Annotated in this window: 5 protein-coding genes; all 5 read left to right on the top strand. The window is 71.2% G+C overall.

Annotation, left to right across the window (positions count from 1 at the left end; translation table 11 throughout):
* Positions 1 to 3: 3 nt before the first annotated feature.
* From OG870_RS13540 to OG870_RS13520, 5 genes are read left to right on the top strand one after another with little or no spacing between them, the layout of a single operon-like run.
* On the top strand, positions 4 to 1,164 hold the full coding sequence (locus tag OG870_RS13540; protein ID WP_266513293.1) for an acyl-CoA dehydrogenase family protein: 1,161 nt from the start codon (positions 4 to 6) through the stop codon (positions 1,162 to 1,164).
* A gap of 54 nt (positions 1,165 to 1,218) precedes the next feature.
* Complete coding sequence (locus OG870_RS13535; protein ID WP_266585126.1) at positions 1,219 to 1,434, top strand: MbtH family protein; 216 nt, start codon at positions 1,219 to 1,221, stop codon at positions 1,432 to 1,434.
* A complete protein-coding gene (locus OG870_RS13530) occupies positions 1,431 to 6,407 on the top strand; it encodes a non-ribosomal peptide synthetase (RefSeq protein WP_327690897.1) in 4,977 nt (1,658 codons plus the stop codon). Before OG870_RS13535 ends, OG870_RS13530 begins: the two co-directional genes overlap by 4 nt.
* A 13-nt stretch (positions 6,408 to 6,420) precedes the next feature.
* Complete coding sequence (locus OG870_RS13525; RefSeq protein WP_327690896.1) at positions 6,421 to 19,902, top strand: non-ribosomal peptide synthetase; 13,482 nt, start codon at positions 6,421 to 6,423, stop codon at positions 19,900 to 19,902.
* Entirely contained in the window at positions 19,899 to 21,143 is a 1,245-nt protein-coding gene (locus OG870_RS13520) for an MFS transporter (protein WP_266513285.1), read from the top strand. The genes OG870_RS13525 and OG870_RS13520 overlap by 4 nt, the downstream gene beginning before the upstream one ends.
* Positions 21,144 to 21,145: the final 2 nt, after the last annotated feature.

Raw genomic sequence — 21,145 nt, 5'->3', positions numbered from 1 at the left:
CCCATGCGGCGCACTGTCTATGACGCAGACCACGAGGCGTTCCGGCGCGTGATCCGCGACTTCCTGCAGGCGGAGGTCGTGCCGCACCACCAGGAATGGGAACGGACCGGCCAGGTTCCGCGCCGGCTCTACCGGCGGCTCGGCGAGCTGGGTGTGTTCGGCATCCGCGCCCCCGTCGCGTACGGCGGCGCGGGAGAGCACAGCTACAAGTACAACGCGATCCTCATCGAGGAGACCACCAGGGCCGGCGTCGGTCTGGGCGCCGCCCCGATCCACTTCAACCTGGTGCTCCCGTACCTGATGACCTTCGCCGACGACGAGCAGAAGGAGCGCTGGCTACCGCCGTTCATCAGCGGCGAGATGATGACCGCCATCGCGATGACCGAACCGGGAGCCGGTTCCGACCTCGCCGGGATCACCACCACCGCGACGCTGTCCGAGGACGGCAAGCACTACGTGCTGCGCGGATCCAAGACGTTCATCTCAGGCGGCGCCCAGGCGGATCTGGTGCTGGTGGTGGTGCGCATACCCGGGGACGAACGGCGCGGCCTGTCGATCCTGTGCGTCGACGCCCACTCGCCCGGGTTCACGGTGGGCCGGCGGCTGGAGAAGATCGGACTGCACGCCCAGGACACGGTCGAGTTGTTCTTCGACGAGGTGCGGGTACCCGCGGCCAACCTGCTCGGTGAGGCGGGCCAGGGCTTCAAGTACCTGGTGCACAACCTCGCCGAGGAACGGATGACGATCGCGCTGGGGGCGACGGCGCAGGCAGCCGCGGCGGTCCGCCACACCGTCGCCTACGTCAAGGAGCGCAAGGCGTTCGGCCGGGCCGTCTCCACTTTTCAGAACACCAAATTCGTGCTCGCCGACTGCACGGCACGAGTACGCGCCATGCAGGCGATGACCGATAAGGCGCTCGACCTGTTCGACGCGGGCGAGCTGACCGCGGTCGACGCGGCCGCCTGCAAACTGTTCGCCTCCGAGACCGCCGGCCAAGTGATCGACCAATGCCTGCAGTTGCACGGCGGCTACGGGTTCGTCACCGAATTCCCGATCGCCCGCCTCTACACCGACACCCGGGTGACCCGGCTTTACGGCGGCACGTCAGAGATTATGCGCGGCATCATTGCCGACGATCTGCTGCACCGTCCTGATTCGGTATAGGTCCGATATAGCGCTGCTTTCGACAGTGGACTCAGGTCGAATGAGGGGAACGCTGTGACAGAGCAGACGGAACAGGCGGCGCCGACCCATCTGGTGGTGCGCAACGACGAGGACCAGCACTCCATCTGGTGGCTCGGACGTGAGCTTCCGGCCGGATGGCACGCGGAAGGCTTCCAGGGCACCGAGGACGCGTGCCTGGCGCACATCGCCGAAGTGTGGACGGACATGCGCCCGGCCAGCCTTCGCCGACGCATGGGGCAGTTCAGTTGAGCCCGCTGCTGCCTGCCCGGATCGTCGATCAGGCGGCTCGCACCCCGGCGGCGGTCGCCGTGGTCGACGGCGACCGGTCGCTCACCTACGGGGAGCTTGTCGCCGCGGCGGACCGGGTGGCCGACACGTTGCGCGCCCGCGGCCTCGGCCCGGAGGACCGGGTCGGCGTACTGATGCCGCGCGGTCTGGATCTCGTCGTGGCGCTCCTCGGCGTGTGGCGGGCGGCGGCGGCCTACGTTCCGCTCGACCCGGCCCATCCCGCCGAGCGGACCAGGTGGATCGTCGCCGACGCCGGCGTGCGCGTCGTCCTGACCGACGACGCGCACGCCGGCGTCCTGCCGGCCGACGCGGTGCCCACCCTGCTGGTCGGTGCGGCCGACGAACCGCCGGTCGCGGCACGGCCGTCGGACGTCGTCCGTCCGGTGCCGGATCCCGCGAACGCCGCCTACGTGCTGTACACGTCCGGGTCGACCGGGCACCCCAAGGGCGTCGTCATCACGCACGAGGGGATCGCCGGCTACGTCGACTGGCGGGTCAGGACCCACGGCCTCGGCCCCGGCGACCGGGTGCTGCAACGCACGCCGGTGGGGTTCGACGCGGCCGGCTGGGAGATCTTCGCCCCGCAGGCCTGCGGCGCCACCTTGGTGATCGCCCCGCCGGGAGCCGAACGCGACCCGGCCGAGATCGTCAGGGCGGTCCTCGACGCCGAGGTGAGCGTGCTGCAGGTCGTGCCCTCGATTCTGCGGCTGCTGGCCGACGAACCCGGCTGGTCGCGCTGCCACAGCCTCAGGCTGCTGACCTCCGGCGGCGAGGCGCTGCACGCCGAGTACCTGACCGCCGTGCCCGCCACGGCGCAGGTGTACAACACCTACGGGCCGACCGAGTGCACCATCGACGTCGCCGCACACCCGTGCGACCGGGACGTGTCGTCCGGGCCGGCTCCCATCGGGCGGCCGGTGACCGGCGTACGCCTGCTGGTTCTCGACCCGGGTGGCGAGCCGTGCCCGGTCGGCGTGCCCGGCGAGCTGTATGTGGGAGGCGCGGCGCAGGCCCGCGGCTATGAGGGCCGCCCGGACCTGACCGCGCAGCGCTTCGTCCCCGATCCCTACGGACCGGCCGGCGGCCGGCTCTACCGCACCGGCGACCGGGTCCGGTGGCGCGAGGACGGCAACCTGGAATACCTGGGTCGCCTCGACCAGCAGGTGAAGGTCGGCGGCGTCCGCATCGAGCCGGGCGAGGTCGAGACGGCGATCGCCGCGCATCCCCAGGTCACGGCCGCGGTCGTCGGCACGGCGGCCGGATCCGACGGAGCGGCACGGCTGACGGCGTATGTCGTCGGCGACGTCGCTCCGGCGGCCTTGCGCTCCTTCCTGCGCGAGCGCCTGCCCGCGCCGATGATCCCCTCGGTGCTGACCCCGGTCGACAGCTTCCCGCTGCTGTCCAACGGGAAGATCGACAGATCGGCGCTGTCGAGCATGGAGTCCGTGCTCGCCTCGCGCCCGGCCTACCTCGCACCCCGCACCGACGCCGAACTCGCGGTCGCCGAGGTCTGGCAGGAACTGCTCGGTGTGGAGAAGGTCGGAGCCGACGACGACTTCTTCCAGCTGGGCGGCTACTCGCTGCTGCTCACCCGGCTCGCGGGGCGGCTGACCCGGGCGACGGGAACGGACGTGGGTCTCCAGGATCTCTACACCCACACGACCGTCGCGGACCAGGCGCTGCTGGTGGCACCGCCGGCCGACGGTCCCGGTCGCGAGGAGCCGCCGCCGATCGCCCGCGCGCCCCGTGACGGCCGGCTCCCGTTGTCCTTCGGACAGCGGCGCATGTGGTTCCTGGACCAACTGCGCCCGGGAAGCGGCGAATACACCGTTCCGCTGTTCGTCCGCCTCCACGGCAGGGCCGACCCGGGGCAGGTCCGAGGGGCGCTCGGCCGGCTCGCCGAGCGCCACGAGATCCTGCGTACCCGGTACGCGCAGGAGGACGGCGAGCCGCTGCAGATCATCGATCCGTCCACCCCGGTCGAACTGCGCACCAGCGAGAGCTCGAACCCGGTCGGAGAGGTGAACGCCGAGATCGCCCGCGGCTTCGACCTGGCCGCCGGTCCGGTCTGGCGGGCGCTGCTGGTGCGCTCCGCGGACGGCCGCGGGAACGACCTGCTGTTGCTGACCCTGCACCACATCGCCTGCGACGGCTGGTCGGCGGTCATCCTGGAACGGGACTTCCACGCCCTTCTCGCCAGAGACGAGCCGACGCCGCCACCTGTCCAGTACGCCGACTACGCGCACTGGCAGCGGCAATGGCACACCGACGCCCGCACCGAGCGCGGGGTCGCCGCCTGGCGGGACACACTGGCGGACCTCGAACCGCTCGTACTGCCCACGGACCGCCCGCGCCCGCAGGTCCGCGACGAGGCCGGCGCCCTGGTCACCTTCGACGTGCCCGCCGAGACCGCCGAAGAACTGACGCGGATCGGCCGCCGGTGCGGTGCCACGCCGTTCGCCGTGCTGCTGACCGGGCTCACCGCGTTGCTGGCACGGCGGACCGGACAGTGGGACGTGGCCGTCGGCACGCCGACCGCGGGCAGGCTGCGCCCGGAGACCCAGGACGTCGTCGGCTTCTTCCTCAATTCCCTGGTCGTGCGTCCCCGGCTGCGTCCCGAGGAGGACTTCGAGCGGTCGGTGCGGCGGGTCGACGAGGCCAGGCGCTTCGCCCTGGCCCACCAGGACGTGCCGTTCGACCGCCTCGTCGACGCCTACGGCGGCGAGCGGGACATGTCCCGAACTCCGCTGTACCAGGTCGCGTTCGACCTGCACGACCAGGAACTCACCGGCGGCATGTCCAGTTCGGACGACCTGGCGGCGATGCGCGAGGCGTGGCGGGTGGCGAAGACGGATCTGACCGTCTTCGCACGCCGCAGACCCGACGGTTCGTACGCCTTCGGCTTCGAATACGCCACCGCGCTGTTCGACCGCGACACGGTCGAGGCGCTGGCCGAACAGTTCCGTCTGCTGCTCGGCCGCCTCGCGGCCCGCCCCGAACTGCCGTTGCGCGAAGTCGATCTGCTGTCGGAGACCGAACACGGGCAATTCGACGCGTGGAATCGTAGGGACGCCGCATTCGGCCCCGAGACGACGCTCGCGCTCTTCGAGCGGCAGGCGGCGAAGACCCCGGACGCGCCGGCGGTGACGTACTCGGGCACGGCGATGAGCTATCGCGAACTGGACGTGAAGGCGAACCAGTTCGCCGGACTGCTGAAGGACCTCGGTGTGTGCCGCGGCGACGCGGTGGGTGTCCTGGTCGGACGCGGGCTCGATCTGCACGCCGTACTGCTCGGGGTGTGGAAGGCGGGCGCCGCCTACGTGCCGATCGACCCGCTCTTCCCGGCGGAACGCATCGGGCACATGCTCACCGACGCGCGAGCAAAGGTGCTGATCAGCGAATCGTGCTACCGCACCATGCTGCCCGAGGCCTTCGACGGTGAACTGGTCATGGTGGATCTGCACCGCGAACGCGTCGAGAACCGGCCGGGAGATCCGGTCGGCCCGCACGCCACGCCGCAGGACACCGCCTACGTCATCTACACCTCCGGTTCCACCGGCAGGCCCAAGGGCGTGCGAGTGCCGCACCGGGGGCTGGCGAACCATCTGCAGTGGGCCGTCCGCGATCTCGCCTCGCAGGGGACGACCGGTGCGCCGGTCTTCTCCTCGACCGCGTTCGACCTGGTGGTGCCCAACCTGTACGCGCCGCTGCTCGCCGGGCAGCCGGTGCACATGGCTCCGCGTGACCTTCCGGTTGCCGAACTCGGCCGAGTGCTGGCCGAGACGGGTCCGTTCAGCTTCATCAAGCTCACCCCGGGCCACCTCGAACTCCTCGCCCACCAGCTCGGCGACGCCGCCGCGGCCAGTCTCGCCTCGGTGATCGTCGTCGCCGGCGAGGCACTGCCGGCGCGCCAGGCCGAGCACTGGCGCCGGCTGCTCGGCGACGGAAGGCTGATCAACGAGTACGGCCCCACCGAGGGATCGGTCGGCTCGACGATCCATCCGGTGGCCGGCGAGCCGGTACAGCGGATCGTGCCGCTGGGCAGACCGCTTCCGGGCGTCACCGTGCACGTGCTCGACGACGCGTTGAACCGCGTACCGATCGGGTCGCCCGGTGAACTGTGCGTCGGCGGCGCCGGCGTCGCCGACGGGTACACGGGCGATCCGGCCAGGACGGCGGCACGGTTCGTGCCCGATCCCTACGGCGCGCCGGGCGAACGCCTCTACCGCACCGGGGACCTGGCCAGGTTCGGGCCCACCGGCGACGTGATGTTCCTCGGCCGGATGGACGGCCAGCTCAAAGTGCGCGGCTACCGGGTGGAGACCGGCGAGATCGAGGCCGTACTGCGTGAGCACCCCGGCGTCCGCGACGCCGTGGTGGTCGCCGCGGCCACCGGATCCGACACGTCCCAGGGCCCCGAGTCGGGCGACGTCCGGCTGCACGCCTACTACGTGCCGGCGGGCGCGGAGGTCACGGGCTCCGAACTCACCGCCCACACCGAACGGCGGCTGCCCGACTACATGGTTCCGGTGGCGTTCGCGGCGATCGAGCTGATCCCGCTCAACCGCAACGGAAAGGTCGACCGGTCGGCGCTGCCGCGGATCCGGGTCGACGACGCCGCTCTCGCGCACGGCGACACTCCCACCGGTCCGGCGCAGATCCGCGTCGCGACGATCTTCTCGGCGCTGCTGGGCGTCGACCCCGGAGCGCATACGAACTTCTTCGCCGCCGGCGGGAATTCGCTGGCCGCGGTGCGGCTGATCGCCCGCATCCAGGACGAGTTCGACGTCGACCTTCCGGTGCGCACCGTCTTCGCCGGGCCGACCGTCGCCGAACTCGCCCAGGCGGTGGAGGAGGCGATCCAGGCCGAGATCGAGAACATGTCCGACGCACAGCTCGCGGCGGCCCATCAGGAACAACTGGAACAGCAGTGAAGGGTTGGCCACGATGACCGGCGTTGAAACCTCTGCCCCTGACGAGCTGCGCGCGCAACTGCTGCGCAGCCGTCTGGCGGGCGGCGCGGGAGCACGCTCGGGTGCGAGCTCCCGTATCGCACCGACCGACCGCTCGCGTCCGCTGCCGCTGTCGTTCGGGCAGCAGCGGCTGTGGTTGATCGACCGGATCGATCCCGGGTCCACGGAGTACGTGGTTCCGCTTGCGCTGCGCCTGCGCGGCAGCCTGGACACACCGGCCTGGAGCCAGGCGTGGCAGGACGTCGTCGCGCGCCACGAGGTGTTGCGGACTCGCTACGTCGAACGCGGCGGCGAGCCGCAGCAGTTGATCGATCCGCCGGTCACGGCCGCCGAACTGGAGGTCGTCGACGTCGCGTCGGCGCCGGATCCGCAGGCACTCGCGCACGAACTCGCGACCGAGCTCTCGTCGCGACCGTTCGACCTGGCCGCCGACTGGCCGGTGCGGGCGCTGCTGATCCGGCTCGGCGAGCAGGACCACGTACTGGCGTTGTCCTGCCATCACATCGCGCTGGACGGCTGGTCGATCGACATCCTGGTGCGCGAGCTGCGCGCGCTCTACCAGGCCCGGGTCGAGGGCCGGCCGTCCCCGCTGCCGGAACTCCCCATCCAGTACGCCGACTACGCGGTGTGGGAGCGCGAGACGCTCGCCCGCCGGGAGAGCTTCACCTCGGCGCAGCGGTACTGGCGGGAACAGCTCGCCGACATCGAGCCGCTGGAACTGCCCACCGACCGCCCGCGGCCGGCACGGCGGGACTGGACCGGCCGGATGGTTCCGTTCGACATCCCGGCCGAGCTGGCCGACCGGCTTCGGGCGATCGGCCGGGACCAGGACACCACCCTCTACGCGGTTCTGCTCGCGTCCTTCAACGTACTGCTGCACCGGTACACCGGCAGCAGGGACATCAGCGTCGGGTCGCCGGTCGCGGGCCGCGGCCGTCCCGAGGCGTCGAACCTGATCGGCTTCTTCATCAACACCCTGGTGCTGCGCAACCGCTGGGAGGGTGATCCGGCCTTCGCCCAGCTGCTGCGTGACACGGGCCGCACCGTGCAGCAGGCGCTGATCAGCCAGGAGGTTCCGTTCGAGCACCTGGTGCGGGAGCTGGCACCGGACCGGGACCCGGCCCGCTCACCGCTGTTCCAGGTCATGCTGGGCCTGCGCACCACCGGTGCCTACGAGGCCAACCTGGCCGGGCTCACCGTCAGCGAGTTCCCGATCGCCGCCAAGTCCTCGCGATTCGACCTGACCGTACTCGCCAGTGAACACCCCGACGGTTCGCTCAACGGTGAGATCCTCTTCCCGACGGCACTGTTCGACGACGCCACCGTGGAACGGATCGGGCGGCACTATCTCGCTCTGCTGCGATCCGTCGCCGAGGCGCCCCAACTGCCGCTCTCACGGCTGTCCTTCCTGGACCAGCCGGAGATCGACCTGCTCACCGAAGCGGGTTCACGACCGCGCGCCGACACCTTCGACCACGATGTGCGGGCCACCGTGCACGAGCTGTTCGAGGCCCAGGCCCTGCGCACCCCGGACGCGACCGCCCTGGTGGTGGACAGCGGCGACGGCGCGCCCGCCGCGGAACTCAGCTACGCCCAACTGAACCAGCGGGCCAACCGGATCGCGCATCGGCTGCGGCAACTCGGTGCCGGTCCGGAGCAGATGATCGGAATCTGCCTGGAACGCGGCGAACACCTGGTCCCCGCGCTGCTGGGCATCCTCAAATCAGGCGCCGGCTACCTGCCGCTGGACCCGGCGGCGCCCGCGGACCGCCTGGCCTACGTCATCGGCGACGCCCACGCCCCGATCGTGCTCACCCAGAGCGAGCACGCCGAGAAGATCGCCGCCGTGCACACCGGTGCCGTCCTCGACCTCGACTCCGAGGACCTGGACGGCCTGCCGACGGCCGATCCGAAGCCGTGGTCTGTCCCGGACAACCTGATCTACACGATCTACACCTCCGGATCGACCGGCAGGCCCAAGGGCGTCGTCCTCACGCACGCCCACGTGGCGCGGCTGCTCACCTCCGCCGAGCGCCACTACGGGTTCTCGCCGAAGGACGTCTGGCCGCTGTTCCACTCCTACGCGTTCGACGTCTCGGTGTGGGAGCTGTGGGGCTCGCTGCTGTACGGCGGCAAGCTCGTCGTCGTCCCCGCCTCGGTCACCCGCTCGCCCAGCGACTTCCTCGACGTTCTGGTGCGCCACGAGGTCACCTTCCTCAACCAGACGCCGTCGGCGTTCCGCGCCCTGGTCGCCGCAGCTGCCGACGATGATCCGCGGATCGGGCATCTGGCGTTGCGCGCCGTGGTGTTCGCGGGCGAGAAACTCGAACCGGCGGAGCTCAGGCCGTGGACGGACCGGCTCGGTCTGGACGCGCCGTGCCTGTACAACATGTACGGGATCACCGAGACCACGGTGCACTCCACCTTCTACCGGATCACCGAGCAGGACCTGGCGCCGAGCGCCCCCAACGCGATCGGCCGCCCCCTGGACGACCTGCGCATCTATCTGCTGGACGGCGACGGAGGCCTCGCCCCGGTCGGCGTGCCGGGGGAGATCTACGTCGGCGGAGCGGGCGTCGCCCGCGGATACGCGGGCCGCCCGGACCTGACCGCGGCACGCTTCGTGCCCGATCCCTTCGGCAGGCCCGGCGCCCGGCTCTACCGCAGCGGCGACCTGGCACGCCGGCGCGCCGACGGCTCGCTGGAGTTCCTCGGCCGAGCCGACCACCAGGTGAAGATCCGCGGATACCGCGTCGAACTCGGCGAGATCGAGGCGACGGTGGCGTCGGCGCCGACGGTGCGGGACGCCGTGGTGATCGTGCGCGAGGACACGCCCGGCGACAAGCGGCTGGTCGCCTACGTCGTGCCCGAGGAGGGCGTGGCCACCGAGCAGCGCACCTGGGCCGCGCAGCTGCGCTCGGTCGCCGAGGCGGCGCTTCCGGCCTACATGGTCCCGTCGGCGTTCGTGACGCTGGCCGCGCTGCCGTTGACGGTCAACGGGAAGCTGGACCGACGCGCCCTGCCCGCGCCGGACGGCGCCGCGCTCGCCGTCACCGCGCGGTACGTCGCGCCGCGCACCCATGAGGAGCAGCGGGCGGCCGAGATCTGGCGTGAGGTCCTGGGCATCGACCGGGTCGGCGTCGAGGACGGATTCTTCGAACTCGGCGGGGACTCGCTGCTCGCGGTGGCGTTGACCGGAACGATGCGCGCGGCCGGTTTCGACGTGGCGGTCAAGGACGTCTTCGAACAGCGCACCGTGGCACAGCTCTGCGCGCACCTGGCCGGGCGGGACCCGCTGGTCGAGCAGCGGCCGCCGGTCGAGCCGTTCGCGCTGCTCGCGGAGCAGGACCGCGAGCGGCTGCCCGCCGGCGTCGTCGACGCCTACCCGATCTCGGGCGTGCAGCTGGGCATGGTGGTCGAGATGCTCGCCGACAGCGGTGAGCGCAACTACCACAACGTCACCTCGATGAAGATCGACGACGACGCGGCCTTCGACGCCGACGCCTTCGACCGGGCCGCCCAGGCCGTGGTCGCGCGGCACGAGAACCTGCGGACCTCGTTCGACCTGGACGGCTATTCGCGTCCGCTGCAACTGGTGCACGAGAGCGCCGGGATCAGCGTCGACGTACAGGATCTGCGGGAGCTGGGCGAGCAGGAGCAGCTCGGTGCGATGCGCGCGTGGATGGCCCGCGAGCGCGACCAGCCGTTCGACCTGTCCCGGCCGTCGCTGATCCGGCTGGCCGCCCATCTCACCGGCGAGAACACCTGGTGGTTGACGATCACCGAGTGCCACGCCGTGCTGGAGGGGTGGAGCTACCACCAGATGCTGATGGAGATCATCGATCTGTTCGGGCTGTTCCGCTCCGGCCGACAGCCGGAACCCGAGCCGGCGGCCGCCGTGCGCTACGCCGACTTCATCGCTGCCGAGCTGGAGTCGCTGGCCGACGGCGAGGACGCCGCGTACTGGGCGGGGATCGTCGCCGGCCGTCCGGCGTTCCGTCTTCCGCAGGGCTGGGGGGCCGACCCGGCGACGCCGCGCGAGACCTACCGGACCGGTGTGTCCTACCTGGACCTGCTGCCGCAGATCAAGGGATTCGCCGCGCGCGCGGGTGTCTCGGTGAAGGCGGTGCTGCACGCCGTCCATCTCAAGGTCATGTCGATGATCACCGCGGAGGAGCGCTTCTTCTCCGGGCTGGTGTGCGACGCGCGGCCCGAGGCGGTGGGCGCCGACCGCGTCTACGGCATGTACCTCAACACCGTGCCGTTCCCGTTCGAAGGCACCGACGGGACCTGGACCGAGCTGGTGCGGCGGGTGTTCGCCACGGAGATCGACCTGTGGCCGCACCGCCGTCACCCGATCCCGGCGATCCAGCGGGCCGCGGGTGGCGAGCGGATGATCGACGCCTACTTCAACTTCATCGACTTCCACGTGGTCGACGGCGAACGCGTCGACTACCTCAAGACGATGGACATCAGCCCCAACGAGTTCTCGCTCCGGGTCACCACCCAGGCCAAGCACTTCTCGGTCACCGTCAACACCCACGTCGTCAGCAGGGCCAACGCCGACCGGCTGGCAGCCATGTACCGGGCGGTACTGGAGGCGATGCTCACCGACCCGGACGGCGAGGCGTCCCGGGTTCCGCTGGCCGACGACGACCTGCGGGTGCTCGACGGGCTGGTCGGCGCACCGCTTCCCGCCGAGCGGCGTCCGGCGGCGCCGTCCGCGTTCCGGACGCGGGCCGGGAAGCGTCCCGACGACATCGCGGTGGTCTGCGACGGCGAGCAGGTCGCCTACGGCGAACTGGACCGTCGCTCCGATCTCGTCGCGGAACTGCTGCGACGGCGGGGTGTCTCCCGCGGAGACGTCGTCGCGGTGTCGATGCGTCGTACTCCTGCGATGATCGCGGCCCTGCTGGGCGTGTGGAAGGCCGGAGCGGCCTATCTGCCGTTGGACGTGGGGCTGCCGGCGGAGCGGGTGCGCCACATGCTCGCCGACTCCGGCGCGCGCATCGTCCTCGACGACGCGCTCTCCGATCTCGCCCAGGACTCGACGGCGCCGGCGCCGGCACCGACACCGCCCACGACCGTGTGGGCGGACGACGATCTGGCCTACGTGATCTACACGTCCGGATCCACCGGCAAGCCCAAGGGCGTGGAGATCGGCCACGGCGCACTCGCCAATCTGCTCGCCTCGATGCGTGACCTCGCGGGCGACGGCTGCTGGCTGGCCTCGACCGCACTCTCGTTCGACATCTGCGGACTCGAACTGTTCGGCCCGCTCACCGCGGGCGGACGGATCGTGCTCGCCGCGGACAGTCAACTGCGCGACGGCGCCGAGCTGGTGCGGCTGGTGGAGGAACACGGCGTCGACCATGTGCAGGCCACCCCGTCCGGCTGGAAGATGCTGCTGGCGGCCGGGTTCGACCGGCCCGAGGTGACCGCGCTGTGCGGCGGCGAGGCGCTGCCGCTCGATCTGGCCCGTCACCTCCGAGGCCGGGTCGGCCGCCTGCTCAACGTGTACGGACCCACCGAGACCACCATCTGGTCCACCGCCTGGGAGGTGCCGGTTCAGCCGGACCGGGTGGTCGTCGGCGCCCCGCTCGCCGACACCCGGCTGCGGGTGCTCGACGCGCGCGGAGCCCGGGTTCCGGTCGGCGTCGTCGGCGAACTCGTCATCGGCGGTGCGGGCGTGGCCCGCGGATACCACGCGCAGCCGCAGCTGACCGCGGCCCGCTTCACCCCGGCACGGACGGGCGGCCGGGAGTACCGCACCGGGGATCTCGTCCGGGTGGGCGAGGACGGCGAGATCGAGTTCCTCGGCCGCGCCGACGACCAGGTGAAGGTACGCGGGCACCGCATCGAACTCGGCGAGATCGAGACGGTGCTGCGCACCGCACCGGGCGTGCGCGACGTCGTCGTCACGGCCCGCGGCGCGCAGGACAAGACGCTGGTCGCCTATGTGATCGGCGCCCTCGACGGCCTGGCCGCGTTCGCCGCCGAAGCGCTGCCCTCGTACATGGTGCCCTCGGTCTACACGGCGTTGGACGCGTTCCCGCTCAATCCGGCGGGCAAGGTCGACCGCCTGGCGCTGCCCGAGCCCGCGTACACGGCGGCCGAGACGTTCACCGCGCCCAGCGGCGTCGACGAGGAGCGGATCGCGTTGATCTGGCGGCAGGCACTGGACGTGCCGCGGGTCGGCGCACTCGACGGGTTCTTCGAACTCGGCGGCGATTCGATCAAGGCGGTCGGCCTGGTCGGCGCACTCCGGGCGGCCGGCTACGACGCCTCGGCCCGGGACGTGTTCGAGCACTCCACGGTGCGCACGCTTGCCGCGCACCTCAGCGGCCGTCCCGCGCCGCGTCAGTCCGCGGCGCCGGTCGAACCGTTCGCACTGGCGCCACGGGACGTCGTCCTGCCGGACGACGTCGTGGACGCCTATCCGTTGTCGATGGTGCAGCTGGGCATGGTCGCCCAGATGCTCTCCGGCACCGGCAGCACCCGCTATCACACGGTCACCGCCTTCCCGGTCAACGACGGCGTCCCGTTCGACGAACAAGCGCTGCGGCGGGCGACGGCCGTCGTCGTCGAGCGGCACGAGATCCTGCGGACCTCCATCGAGCTGACCGAGTACGGCACGCCGCTGCAATCGGTGCACGCGCAGGCCGAACTGCCGCTCGCCGTCAGGGATCTGCGCGGATACGGCACACACGAGGCGAGCGAGGCCATGCAGGGCTTCGCCGCCGTGGAACGCTCCACACCGATGACGCTCACCGACGCGCCGCTGATGCGCCTGACGGCGTCCGTCGTCGACGACGGCACCTGGTGGCTTTCGATCGCCTACTGCCACGCGATCCTGGAGGGCTTCAGCCTGCACGCGCTGACGTCCGAGCTGCTGCGCGCGTACGCGACCCTGCGCGACGGCGGTGAACCGGAGCCGTGGCAGGCTCCGGCGGTGCGCTTCGCGGACTACATCGCCGCCGAGCTGGCGTCGCTCGACTCCGAGGAGGACCGCGCCTACTGGGCGTCCGTCGTCGCCGGCCGGCGCAGCGCCGTGCTGCCCGCGGGATGGCACGACCCCGACCTGCCGAGGTCGGACTACCGTCGGCGGATTCCCTTCCACGATCTGCGGCCGGGCCTGAACGCCCTCGCCGTCCGCTCCCGTACCTCGCTCAAGAGCGTTCTGCACGCGGCGCATCTGAAGGTGATGAGTTCGCTCCTGGGCGACGAGCCGTTCTTCGACGGGCTGGTGTGCGACGGACGTCCGGAGTCGATCGGCGCGGACCGCGTGTACGGCATGTACCTGAACTCGGTGCCGTTCGCCTTCGACGGGGTCGCCGCGGGCAGCACCTGGGTGGACCTGGTCCGCACGGTGTTCGCCCGGGAGGTCGAGCTGTGGCCGCACCGGCGCCATCCGCTGCCGGAGATCGCCCGCAGCTCCGGTGACGGTCAGCTGCTCAGCGTGCTCTTCAACTACCTTGACTTCAGCGCGTTCTCCTCCGATCTGGTCGACGCCGGGGAGGCGATCGGCGAGGGGGCCACCGAATTCGATCTCGCGGTCACCACGGGCGGCGGCCACGTCACACTGGCCACGCACACCGGCGTGTTGTCGCTGCGCAACGCCGACCGCATCGGCCAGATGTACCGCGCCGTGCTGGAGGCCATGGCCGCCGACCCGGACGGGGACGCGTGCGTCGCCCACCTGCCGGACGGCGAACGGGAGCGGGCGACGTCCGCCCGCGGGCCCGTCCTCGACCGTGGACCCGGCGTCCTGGAGACCATCGAGCTGCAGGCACGCGCCACTCCCGACGCCGACGCCGTGATCCACGGCGACGAGCGGATCAGCTTCGCCGAGCTGGACGCGCGCGCGAGCGCACTCGCCGTCCGGCTGCGAGAACACGGCGTCGCCGCCGAGTCGACGGTCGGAGTGCTGCTCGGCCGCACCGCCGAACTGCTGGTCGCGTTCCTGGGCGTGTGGAAGGCGGGCGGCGCCTACGTGCCCATCGATCCGACGCTGCCGCAGGAACGCGTCGACCACATGCTCGGCGACTCCCGGTCCTGCGCGGTCATCACGCTGGACAGGCATCGGCACCTGCTCGGCGGATTCGACGGACCGGTGATCGACGTCGCCGGTGTCGAGCCTGGCACGCCGATCGAGAGCGGCCGCGACCTCGATCCCGACTCGCTCGCGTACGTGATCTACACGTCGGGATCGACCGGCAGGCCGAAGGGCGTGCAGAACACCCACCGTGGCGTGGCCACCTATCTGCACTGGTCGGTCGAGCAGTACGCCGGCGCTCCGGGCGGCGCCCCGCTGCTGTCCTCGCCGTCGTTCGACATGGTGGTCACCATCCTGTACGCGCCGTTGATGACCGGAAACCCGGTGACGATCTTCGACGAGGAGACCCCGATCGAGGACCTCGGCCTGTTGCTGCTGGAGTCCGGACCGTTCAGCTTCGTCAAGGTCGCACCGACCCTGCTCGACCTGCTGTCCGGACAGCTCGGCCCGCGGCAGGCGGCGGAGATCGCCGCCGTCGCGGTCGCCGGCGGAGAGGTCTTCGACACCGGACTGGCGCGACGCTGGGCACGGTTGGCGAGGGGCGCCCGAGACGGCCGGACGGTGCGGATCGTCAACGAGTACGGCCCCACCGAGATCACCGTCGGGAACAGCGCGCACGTGGCCGACGGCACCGAGGGCGGCGACCAGCTGCCGATCGGGCTGCCGATCCCGAACACCAGCATGTACGTGCTCGACCGCCACAGGGAACCGGTGCCGGTCGGCGTGGTCGGCGAGATCCATGTCGGCGGCGACGGACTGGCCCGCGGCTACGGGCAGTTGCCGGACCGCACCGCGGCGGCCTTCGTGCCCAACCCGTACGGCCCGCCCGGATCGCGGCTCTACCGCACCGGCGACCGCGGCCGGATGCGGCCGGACGGCGAGTTCGAGTTCGTGGAACGCGTGGACGACCAGGTGAAGGTGCACGGCTACCGGATCGAGCTGGGCGAGGTCGAGGCGGCGCTGTCCGGCTGCGCCGGCGTCCGCCGGGCCGTCGTCACCGTGCGCGGCGGCGACGGTGCCCGGGAGCTGGTCGGCTACGCGAGCCCGGAACGCGGAGCGGTGCTGTCCGCCGCCGGCCTGCGCGCCGAACTCGCCGCCCGGCTGCCCGGCTACATGGTGCCGTCCTTCATCGTGCCGGTCGCGAGCATTCCGGTGACCGCCAACGGGAAGGTCGACCGCGCCGCGCTGCCCGAGCCCACGTCGGTCGAGCGCGAGCAGGGGAGCGACGCGTCGCCGATGACCGCGCAGCAGGAAGCGGTCGCCGCGGTGTGGCGCGAGGTGCTGGGTGTGGAACATCTGGCGGTCGACGACGCCTTCTTCGACGTCGGTGGCGACTCGATCAAGGCCGTGAGTCTGGTGGGGGCCCTGCGCGCGAGCGGATACGACGTGTCCGTGCGGGACGTCTTCGAGCAGCGCACCGTGGCCGGGCTGGCCGAGGCACTGGCGTCCCGCGAGACCATCGCGGCGCCCGCCGCCCCGGGCGTGGCACGGTTCGCCCTGGCACCTGAGGGTTCGGTCTTCCCGGACGACGTGGTGGACGCCTATCCCATCTCCCAGGTGCAGTTGGGCATGCTTACCGAGATGCTCGCCGCGGATCCGGAGCATGACCGTCCGTACCACACGGTGACCGCGTTCCCGATCAGCGGCGGCCGTCCGTTCTCCGAGCGGGCGTTGCGGGACGCCGCGGCGATCGTGCTGCAGCGCCACGAGGTGCTGCGGACCTCCTTCGACCTGACCGGTCATCCCGTCCCGCTGCAACTGGTGCACGGCCAGGTCGCCGTCCCGGTCACCGTGCAGGATCTGCGCGGCCGTCCGGCGACGGAGCGGGAGGCGTCGATCCGGGCGGCGGTGGAGCGGGAGACCAGGGCGCTGTTCGATGTGGAGCAGGCGCCGCTGATGCGCATCGGCGCGTATCTCGTCGCGGACGACACCTGGTGGCTGTGCCTGACGCACTGCCACGCTGTACTGGAGGGCTGGAGTCATCACAGCCTGCTCGCCGAGCTGATCGGCGCGTACACACGGCTTCGCGACGGTGTCGCGCTTGAGCCGCATCGCCCGCAGGCCGTGCGCTACGCCGACTTCATCGCGGCGGAGAACGAGGCGGTCCAGGCAGGCGACGACGTCGAGTTCTGGCGGCGACGCGTGGCCGACGTCGCCAAGTTCACCCTGCCGCAGCAGTGGGCGGTGCCTTCGGGCCGGCCGAAGAGGTTCCAGGTCCGTGTTCCGTTCGCCGACCTGGCGACCGGGCTGCGTTCGGCGGTGTACGCGTCGCGGACCTCGATGAAGGCGGTGCTGCACGCGGCCCACCTGAAGGTCATGAGCATGCTCACCCACGAGTCCCGCTTCCACACCGGCCTCGTCGTCGACGCCCGTCCGGAGGCGTCCGGTGCCGAACGCGTCTACGGGATGTACCTCAACAGCGTTCCGTTCGTCTTCGAGCGCACCGCCGCCACCTGGAGCGAGCTGGCCAGGCAGGTGTACGACCAGGAGACAGAGCTCTGGCCGCACCGGCGGCTGCCCCTGCCCGCCCTGCAACGCGCGGTCAAGGACAGCGACCTGATCGACGTGCTCTTCAACTACCTGGACTTCCACGAGTTCGAGGCCGAGTACGAGGCGATCGCCCCCGACGCGCAGGCGGCGGTGATCGGTGCCGGCTCCAACGACTCCCCGTTCTCGGTGACCACCGGCGGCGGCTTCATCACCATCGCCACCGACACCCGGGTGCTCTCCCAGGAGCACGCGGGGCGGATCGCCCAGCTGTACCGGGCCGTACTGGTGGCGATCGCCACGGATCCGGACGGCGACGCGACCGCCACCTTCCTGCCGGACGGCGAGTCGGACCGGCAACTGCGGGCCTGGAACAGCAACGAGAAGCCGCGCCCGCAGGAATCGGTGCTCGCCACGATCGAGCGCCGGGCGTCGAGCGACCCGGACGCCTGCGCGGTCGTCGCCGGTGAACAGCGCCTCACCTTCGCGGAGTTGGACGCACGCGCGTCAGCGCTTGCGGCCCGGCTGCGTGCCGCGGGTGTCGGCGCCGAGACCACCGTGGGCGTTCTGCTGGACCGGGGCCCCGAGCTGATCGTCGCGTTCCTGGCGGTGTGGAAGGCGCACGGCGCGTACGTGCCGCTCGATCCGGACCTGCCGGCCGACCGCATCGGATACATGCTCGCCGATTCCGGTGCGCGGGTTGTCCTCACCGCATCCGAGGACCGGTTCGCGGCGATCCTGCACGGATACGACGGCACGGTCGTCACCGACTTCAGTGCGGGGGGAACGCCACCCGAGCGGACGGCCGACCCCGACCCGCAGAGCCTCGCCTACGTGATCTACACCTCCGGATCGACGGGACGGCCCAAGGGCGTGCAGATATCGCACGCCGGTCTCGCCAACTACCTGTGGTGGGCGGTGGAGGGCTACGGCGCCTACGGAAAGGGCGGCGCGCCACTGTTCTCGTCGATCGCCTTCGACATGGTGGTGCCCAACATCTACGCGCCGCTGATGGCGGGCGAACCGGTGACCTTGCTGCCGCCGCGGTTCGAACTGGACGATCTGGGCCAGCTGTTGGCGCGCGGCGGCCCGTACAGCTTCATCAAGCTGACGCCGGGCCACCTGGACCTGCTCACCCACCAGCTCGGCACCGAGCAGGCCGCGACCCTCGCCGGAATGCTCGCCGTCGGAGCGGACTCCTTCCCCGCCCGGATCGCCGAACGGTGGTTCGAACTCGTCGGTGTCGGCCCCGGCCCGCGGATGCTCAACGAGTACGGCCCGACCGAGATCTCGGTGGCCAACAGCGTCCACCACCTCGACGGACCGGTCGAGGGCGAGGTCGTCTCGATCGGCCTGCCCGTACCCAACACCACCATGTACGTGCTCGACGGGCGTATGCGACCCCTGCCGGTGGGGTCCGTCGGTGAGATCTACATCGGCGGGGCGGGCCTGGCCCGTGGTTACGCCAACCTTCCGGCACGCACCGCCGCCGCGTTCGTGCCCGACCCGTTCGGTGAGGCCGGTTCGCGGCTCTATCGCACCGGCGACCTGGCCCGGATCCGCCCGGACGGCAACGTCGAGTTCCTCGGCCGCGCCGACCATCAGATCAAACTGCGCGGATACCGCATCGAGCCGGACGAGGTCCAGCAGGTACTCGCCACGCATCCGGCGGTCAAGGACGTCGTGGTGATCGTCCGCGAGGAGACGCTCGTCGCGTATCACGTGCCGGCGTCCGAATCCGCCGCGACGCCCGAGGAACTGGCGGCGCACTGCGCGAAGAAGCTGCCCCCCTACATGGTTCCGGCGGCCTTCGTCGCGCTGGGCGGTCTGCCGTTGAACGCCAACGGCAAACTCGACCGCGGCGCGCTGCCGGCGCCGGGGGCGAGCGGACCGAGTGCCGTACCCCTCGTCCCGCCGCGCACCCCGACCGAGCGCGCGCTGGCGGCGCTGTGGAGTGTCGCACTCGGCGTCGACGAGATCGGTGTCGAGCACGACTTCTTCGCCCTGGGCGGCCACTCGCTGCTCATGCTGCGCATCGTCGCGCAAGCCCGTAAACAGGGAATGGCTCTGTCCGTACGGGACTTGGTGCGCGAGCGCACGGTGGCACGGCTCGCTGCGCACGTCGACTCGCAGGCCACGGCACGCAGCGCGGCGTTGGTGTGGCTGGCTGAAACCGGGCCGCGGCGCACCCTGTTCGTACCGCACACCGAGGGCGGCAGCGCGCACTGGTTCGTGCCGCTCGCGGACCGGCTGGACGGAGTGCGTCCCGTGGCCGCGTTCGAGGTCGTCGAACCCGGCTCGGTCCGGCAGATGGCCGCGCGCTATCTGCCGGAGCTGCTCGCCGCCCAACCCGAGGGGCCGCACACCCTGTTGGGCTGGTCCTCCGGCGCGACGATCGCCTGGGAGATGTCCCGGCTGCTGGTCGAACGCGGGCATGGCGCACCGGAACTGATCCTCGTCGACCCGCTGGCCGACCTGGAACCGACGGCGTCCGCGCCCAGGCATGCCGGTGAGATCCTCACCGAACTGCTCGACGCGCGCGGCCTGGACGACGCGGTGCGCGAGCAGGCCGTGTCGGACCTGCTGGCCAAGATCGGCATCACCGGCGGGGCCGGCGCGCTCGACGACGTGGCCGGCCATGTCGAGTCGTGGCGGACGCTGACGCGCGCGTGCATCGACTACCGGTACGAGGACACGGTCTCGCCGGTGCGCCTGATCGTCACCGACGCGTGCGCCGAGGGAACGCACTCCGTGTCCCGTGGCCACTCCTACCGGTCCTATCTGAGCCGGTGGGTGCAGCTGAGCGGCGCGGGCCTGCGGGTCGACCGGTTGCCGGGAAGCCATGAGGCGCCGTTCGCGAAGCCCGGCACCAGCCTGCTCGCCGCGCTGGTCAACGAGGTGATGACGGATTGAGTTCGCCCCGGCCGCTGCGCGCCAACCGCGACTTCCTGCTGCTGTGGACCGGCGCGGGCCTGGCCTTCGTCGGATCACGGATCAGCACGGTGGCCTATCCGATGCTCGTCCTGGCCTGCACCGGGTCGGCGTCGGACGCCGGGATCGTCGGGTTCTTCGCCAATCTGCCGTACCTGCTGCAGCTGGCCGGCGGGGTGCTCGCCGACCGGGTGGACCGCAGACGGCTGATGATCGCGTGCGACCTGGGGCGGATCACCGCTGTCACCACCCTGATCGCCGCCCTGGCGTGGGGGCGGTTCTGGCTGCCCCAGGTGGCCTGCGTCGCCTTCTTCGACAACGGGCTGGCGATCCTGTACCGGATAGCCGAGCGTGCCTCGGTGCGCAATCTGGTGAGCGACGACGACCTTCCGGTCGCGCTGTCCCGCAACGAGGCGCGGCAGCGCGGCGCCGGCCTGATCGGAGCCCCGATCGGCAGCTTTCTGTTCGCCGTGGCCCGATGGGCGCCGTTCGTCTCCACCCTGGTCAGCTCGCTGGCGTCGCTGGTGTCGCTGCTGATGATCCGCACCAAGTTCCAGACGGAGCGGGTGAAAGGGCCTCGCCGTTCGATGACGGCGGATCTCGGAGCGGGTCTGTCCTGGGCGTGGCATCAGCCGATCGTGCGGGTGATCGCCCTGTTGATCGCCGGAAGCAACATGCTGTTCGCCGCGCTGACGCTGTCGCTGCAGTACATCGTCCGCAACGAACACTCCTCGGCGGCACAGGCGGGCGTGGCGATCGGCGTGATCTTCGGGATCTCCGGCGTCGGCGGACTGCTGGGCGCGCTGAACGCGGCGTGGTGGACACGGGTCGCGTCGCTGCCCGCGCTCGTCATCGGCTGCAACGTCGCCTGGGCCGTGCTCATGCCCCTGGTCGCGGTGGTGCGCTCGCCGGCCGGCCTCGGCGCCCTGTTCGCCGGAATGGGATACGCGGGCGCCCTGTGGAACGTGGCGGCCGCCTCGTACCAGCAGCGAGTGACGCCGGATGAACTCCAGGGCCGACTACTCTCCGTAGCCATTCTGGTCGCGTACGGTACCGTTCCTCTGGGGTCCATGGCGGGAGGATTCCTCCTGAACTCATGGGGCAGTGTGCATACCGTGCTGGCGCTGGGGGCGTGCATGGCGGGACTGGCCGTGTGGACCGCACTCAGCCCGGCGATCCGTGAACTCGCGACGGCACCCCACGACTTGGCGTCGCAGACCTGAAG

The organism is Streptomyces sp. NBC_00461 (assembly GCF_036013935.1).
Taxonomy (GTDB): Bacteria; Actinomycetota; Actinomycetes; order Streptomycetales; family Streptomycetaceae; genus Streptomyces.
This window is presented reverse-complemented; position numbering and strand designations above follow the sequence as displayed.